The sequence below is a fragment of the Cupriavidus sp. 05N40 genome (genome assembly GCF_056397305.1).
The window spans coordinates 1-4,560 of sequence record NZ_JBFTND010000342.1; the positions used below are offsets into that span (position 1 = coordinate 1).

The following is a 4,560-nucleotide window of genomic DNA, read 5'->3' on the forward strand; positions in this document are numbered from 1 at the left end:
TTGACCTCGATGGCGCGCGCGCCGACTTCCTGTGTGGCGAGCGCGTACACGGCGAAGGAGTGCTCGGCATAGACGATCGACTCGCCCGGCTTGACCAGCGCGTGCGCGGCGATTTCCAGGATGTCGTTGCTGCCGTTGCCCAGCGTGAGCCATTCCGTGTCTACGTCGAAGCGGGCCGACAATGCGGCCTTCAGCTCGAACCCGTTGGCGTCGGGGTAGCGGCCCAGCTCGCCCACCGCGGCAGCGATGGCGGCGCGCGCCGAATCGGGCATGCCAAGCGGGTTCTCGTTCGACGCCAGCTTGACGATGGCGGCCTCGTCCAGGCCAAACTCGCGCGCCACCTCGGAAATGGGCTTGCCCGCCACGTACGGGGAAATCGCACGCACGTAATCCGGACCGAATTGCTTGCCCTGCTCTGCCATATCGACTCCTCGCTGTTCGCTTTCTTGTTGCTCTGACGTGATGCCCTACCTGCTGGACGGGTACGAGCCCAGCACCTTGAAGTAAGCCGCATTGCGGCGCAGTTCCTCCAGCGCCCGCATCACCGCGGCGTCATGCTGGTGACCTTCCACGTCCACGTAGAAGTAGTATTCCCACGCGCCGCTGCGCGCCGGACGCGACTCGAAGCGGCACATCGACACACCGTTGTCGGCCAGCGGCGCGAGCAACTGGTACACCGCGCCGGCCTTGTTCGGCACCGACAGGATCATCGAGGTCTGGTCGCTGCCCGAGGGCTCGGTCTCGTAGCGCCCGATCACCGCGAAGCGCGTGCGGTTGTGCGGGTCGTCCTGGATATGCGTGCGCACCAGGTGCAGGTGGTAGCGGTTGGCCGCCGATTCGCCGGCAATCGCCGCCACCGTCGGGTCCTCGCTTGCCATGCGCGCGGCTTCCGCGTTGCTCGACACCGCCTGGCGCTCCAGRTGCGGGTAGTTCGCCGTGAGCCAGTGCTGGCATTGCGCCAGCGCCTGCGCATGGGCCCGCACCACGGTCACGCCCTTCATGTCCGGCGACGACGCCATCAGGTTGTGATGGACCTTGAGCGCAATCTCGCCGCTGATCTTCAGCGAGGTCTGCAGGAACAGGTCCAGCGTGCGCGACACCGCGCCCTCGGTGGAGTTCTCCACCGGCACCACGCCATACTCCACGGTGCCGGCTTCCACCGCGCGGAACACCTCGTCGATGCTCGGGCACGGCACGCCGCTCACCTCATGGCCGAAATGCGAGTACAGCGCCTGCTCGGAGAACGTGCCGGCCGGCCCCAGGAAGGCCACCTCGAGCGGCTTCTCGAGTCCGCGGCAGGCAGACATCACCTCGCGCCAGATCGATGCCACGCTTTCGTCGAGCAGCGGGCCGGGGTTGGCGCCCTGCACCTTGCGAATCACCTGCAATTCGCGCTCGGGACGGAACACCGGCGCGCCGTACTTTTTCTTGACCTCGCCCACGTCGAGAGCCAGTTGCGCACGGCGGTTCAGCATCGCGAGCAGTTCGCGGTCGAGCGTGTCGATCTGCTCGCGCAGCGGCGCCAGCTCGACGCCGAGCGCCTTGTCGGCAGCGGCATTGTCCTGCGGCGCCGCCTCCTGCGCGATGTGCTTGTCTTGATTTGTCATTGTATGGATCCGCTTCGCCACCTCATTGCGAAATGGCTCTGAAAATGGCCGGCTTGCGCGGTCTGCGCGCAGCCCTGCGCGATGGTGCCCGGCAGTGTGGCGGCGCCGCGCCACTGCCGCCGGGCAAGGTCACCGCATGAAAATCAAGCCGCGCTGCGCTCGAACTCGCGCATGTACTCGATCAGCGCCAGCACACCTTCGAGCGGCATGGCGTTGTACAGGCTGGCACGCATGCCTCCGACCGACTTGTGGCCCTTGAGCTGGACCAGCCCGTTGGCGCGCGCACCGGCCAGAAACGCATCGTTGCGCGACTCGTCGGCCAGGAAGAACGGCACGTTCATGCGCGAGCGGCTGCCCGGATCGATCTCGTTGCGATAGAACGCGCTCTGGTCCAGGAACTGGTACAGCGCGCCCGACTTGGCGATATTGCGCTGCTCGATCGCGCCCACGCCGCCCTGGGCCTTGAGCCACTTGAAGACCAGGCCGGCGATATAGATGGCGTAGGTCGGCGGCGTGTTGTACATCGAGTCATGCTCGGCCACCACGCGCCAGTTGAAGGCGGAGGGGCACAGCGGATGCGCGTGGCCCAGCAGGTCTTCACGCACGATCACGATGGTCACCCCGGCCGGGCCGATGTTCTTCTGCGCGCCGCCGTAGGCAACCTGGACGCGCGACCAGTCCACCGGGCGCGAGAGGATATGGCTGGAGACATCGGCCACCAGCACCGGTCCGCCATCGCGGCTCTGGCCGATATCGGGCACGTCCTGGAACTCGACGCCGTCGATGGTCTCGTTGGTGCAGAGATGCACGTAGGCCGCGTCGTCGGACAGCTTCCACTGGGACACGTCGGGAATGCGCGCGAACTTCTGCGCGGCACTGCTGGCGGCGATATTGACCTCGCCATAGCGGCGCGCTTCCTTCTCGGACTTCACCGACCAGCTGCCGGTCACGACGAAATCCGCCTTCGGACGCTCGGCGTCCACGCGGCGCATCAGGTTCAACGGCACGATGCCGTTCTCGCCGATGGCACCGCCCTGCAGGAACAGGATGCGGAAGTTCTTCGGCACATGCAGCAGTTCGCGCAGGTTGGCCAGGGCCTCGGCCTGGATGCCTTCGAACTCGCGGCTGCGATGGCTCATTTCCATCACCGAAACCCCGGTGCCGTGCCATGACAGCATTTCTTCGGCCGCCTGCATCAGCACTTCGGTCGGCAGCGCTGCCGGACCGGGCGAGAAGTTATAGACACGCTCGGCCACGGCGCGCTGCATCATGGCGGCAAGTGCGGGATTCTGGGGTTCGTTCATGGAATGAAAAATGGCTGCCGGTGTTAACCAAGCAGCCATTATCCCTCAAACCCGCGCCGCAATGGGCAGACGAGGACAGCGCCCCGCTCCCGCGGCCGGTTGCCCGGGCTTACTTCGCAGCAGCGGCGATTTCCTTCTCGGCGGCGTCGCGCATCGACTTGCCGACCTGCGGGCCGTACTTCTGCATCATCGAGCCCCAGATTTCCTGGGTGGCCTTGCCCTGGTTGGCCATGAACTTCTGTCCGGTAGCCGATTTCAGGAAGGTGGTCAGGTCACGGATTTCCTGCGCGCTGTAGTACTTGCCGAAGGCGTCGTAGTGCGCCTTCATGGCGTCGCTCTTGAAGCCGTCGGTCGAGAACGCCTGGCCGGCGCCATCCACCATGCGCTGCACCGCGCCGTTCTTCTTCAGCTTGTCGACCGCAGCCTGCTTCTGCTTGTCGTTGAGGGTCTTGTTGTCGACAAGTACCTGCTCCAGGACCATGGGCGCTTCCTGCTTGGCGCCCTGCTGCCAGTTGTCAGCCTGACCCTTGACGGCCTGGTCGGCCTGCATGACGGTCAGGAGCTCCTTGATGGCAGCGGTCTTGTCGGCGTCCTGGGCTTGCGCCGCGTTGGCCAGCATCATGGCCGGCACGAAGGCAGCCAGAACAGCGATACGTCGATAGGTCTTGAGCATTGTGACTCCCTGGTAAATATGTCCGTTTTAGTCCGACGGCCGGCAAACGAGTTCCGGCCAGCGGTTCAATGTTGCAACAACTTACGAATTCGATCCCGTGTCAGGCGTGCCTGCCTGGGTGCCGTCCGGCGCACCGGCCTGCTCGCCCGGCGCCGCGCCGTCAGCACCACTCGCCTCGGCCGCGTCGAGATCGTCACCCGCGACGCCGTTGTCGGCATCGCTCTCGACAATCCGCTGCAGACCCGACAGCTTGGTGCCTTCGTCCACATTGATCAGCGTGACGCCTTGCGTCGCGCGACCCATTTCACGGATCTCGGACACGCGTGTGCGGATCAGCACGCCGCCGGTCGTGATCAGCATGATCTCGTCGTCCGGCGACACCAGTGCGGCAGCCACCACACGGCCATTGCGCTCGCTGGTCTGGATCGCAATCATGCCTTTGGTGCCGCGGCCGTGTCGAGTGTATTCGGCAATCGGCGTACGCTTGCCGTAGCCGTTCTCGGTGGCGGTCAGCACGCTGCCGACGGTGCCGGCCTGGTCGCTGGTTTCGGCCGGCGCCACCAGCATGGCAATCACGCTCTGGCTGTCTTCCAGGTTCATGCCGCGCACGCCGCGTGCCTGGCGACCCATCGGACGCACATCGTTCTCGTCGAAGCGCACGGCCTTGCCAGCGTCGGAGAACAGCATCACGTCATGCTGGCCGTCGGTCACGGCCGCGCCGATGAGGTAGTCGCCCTCGTCCAGGTCGACAGCAATGATGCCGGCCTTGCGCGGGTTGGAGAACTCGGTCAGCGCGGTCTTCTTCACGGTGCCGCGGGCAGTGCCCATGAAGATGAAGTGCTCGGCGTCGAACTGGCGCACCGGCAGGATGACGTTGATCTTCTCGCCTTCGGACAGCGGGAACATGTTGACGATCGGCCGGCCGCGCGCATTGCGCGAACCCTGCGGCACCTCGTACACCTTGAGCCAGTAGAGC

At 65.5% G+C, this 4,560-nt stretch carries 4 protein-coding genes and 1 pseudogene; all 5 read right to left on the minus strand.

Translation table 11 applies throughout. From position 1 onward, the window contains the following. Window positions 1-422 (minus strand): annotated as a pseudogene (locus tag AC1DO7_RS39590) (histidinol-phosphate transaminase); the annotation flags it as partial. Between the two features lie 45 nt (window positions 423-467). Further along, complete coding sequence (gene pheA / locus AC1DO7_RS39595; RefSeq protein ID WP_441612527.1) at window positions 468-1,607, minus strand: prephenate dehydratase; 1,140 nt, start codon at window positions 1,605-1,607, stop codon at window positions 468-470. A gap of 143 nt (window positions 1,608-1,750) precedes the next feature. Further along, on the minus strand, window positions 1,751-2,911 hold the full coding sequence (gene serC, locus AC1DO7_RS39600; protein ID WP_441612528.1) for a 3-phosphoserine/phosphohydroxythreonine transaminase: 1,161 nt from the start codon (window positions 2,909-2,911) through the stop codon (window positions 1,751-1,753). Window positions 2,912-3,020: 109 nt separating this feature from the next. After that, complete coding sequence (locus AC1DO7_RS39605) at window positions 3,021-3,584, minus strand: DUF2059 domain-containing protein (protein WP_441612529.1); 564 nt, start codon at window positions 3,582-3,584, stop codon at window positions 3,021-3,023. An 81-nt stretch (window positions 3,585-3,665) separates the two neighbouring features. After that, window positions 3,666-4,560: DNA gyrase C-terminal beta-propeller domain-containing protein (locus AC1DO7_RS39610; RefSeq protein WP_477117442.1), on the minus strand; the 895-nt coding region annotated here is incomplete at its 5' end.